Origin of the sequence: Dactylosporangium siamense (assembly GCF_016862795.1) — a bacterium.
GTDB lineage: Bacteria > Actinomycetota > Actinomycetes > Mycobacteriales > Micromonosporaceae > Dactylosporangium > Dactylosporangium siamense.
On the sequence record NZ_BONQ01000270.1, the window covers coordinates 1 to 1,330 of the forward strand.

The 1,330-nt window shown below is 70.2% G+C and carries 1 protein-coding gene; it reads left to right on the forward strand.

All coding sequences use genetic code 11. The features are described from left to right. Positions 1-34 precede the first annotated feature (34 nt). Positions 35-1,330: condensation domain-containing protein (locus Dsi01nite_RS56885; protein ID WP_275423528.1), on the forward strand; the 1,296-nt coding region annotated here is incomplete at its 3' end.

The window sequence follows — 1,330 nt, forward strand, 5'->3', positions numbered from 1 at the left end:
CAAGGTACGCGGGTTCCGGATCGAACCAGGCGAGATCGAGCATGCACTGGTCGGACACCCGGGTGTGTCCGCTGCGGTGGTGGTGGCGGATGGGGACCGGTTGGTCGCGTATGTGGTGGGCGAGTCCGCCGGGTTGCGGGAGTTCCTGGGCCAGCGGTTGCCGGAGTACATGGTGCCGGCCGTGTTCATGGAACTCACCGCCTTGCCGTTGAACCGCAACGGGAAAGTCGATCGAGCGGCGCTGCCGGCGGTGACTGCGTCCCGGCCGGTGTCGGGGTTTGTGGCGCCGGTGGGGCCGGTGCAGGAGGTGCTGGCTGGCGTCTGGGCCGAGCTGCTCGGCGTGGACCGGGTCGGGGCGGTCGACAACTTCTTCGCTCTTGGTGGGCATTCGTTGTTGGCGACGCGGGTGGTGTCGCGGGTCCGGAGTCTGTTCGGGGTTGAGGTTCCGGTGGCGGCAGTGTTCGATGCGCCGACGGTGGCCGGGCTGGCTGGGGTTGTTGAGGCGGCGTCGGGGGTGGTGGCGCCTGCGGTGGTTCCGGTGGAGCGCGGTGAGCGGTTGCCGTTGTCGTTTGCGCAGCAGCGGCTGTGGTTCCTGCACCAGCTCGATCCGGACTCGGTCGAGTACAACCTGCCGATGCCGATTCCCCTGTCCGGCGGGCTGGACGTGGAGGCACTGGCGGGCGCGTTGACGTCGCTGATCGCTCGGCATGAGGTGTTGCGGACCCGGCTGGTCCCGGACGCCGACGGTGTGCCGTGGCAGGTGATTGATGCGGCGCCGGAGCGGTTCGACCTGTCCGTGGTCGAGCTGGCTGCCGGTGAGGTGGGTGCGTGGCTGGACGCGGATGCCGCGGTGCCGTTCGATCTGGGTGCCGGTCCGTTGTTCCGGGCCACGCTGCTGCGCATCGCCGAGGACGAGCACGTGCTGGCGCTGGCGATGCACCACGTCGTGGGTGACGAGTGGTCGGCGGGGATCGTGCAGCGCGAGCTCGACGTCCTCTACGCAGGGGGAGCAGCACCCGAGTTGCCGGTGCAATACGCGGACTTCGCGGTGTGGCAGCGGCGGTGGCTGACCGGCGAGGTCCTCGAGGGACAGCTCGGCTACTGGCGGGACAAGCTCGGCGAGGCACCGACGCTGGAGCTGCCCGCCGATCGGCCGCGGCCGGCGGTGCGCTCGTCCGAGGGCGCGGCGATCGGGTTCACGGTGCCGGCGGAGGTGGTCGAGAGGCTGCGGACGCTGGCGCAGGCCTCGGGCACGTCGATGTTCATGGCCGTGCTGTCGGCGTTCAAGGTGCTGCTGTCCCGGTACGCCGGGCAGGACGACATCGTGGTC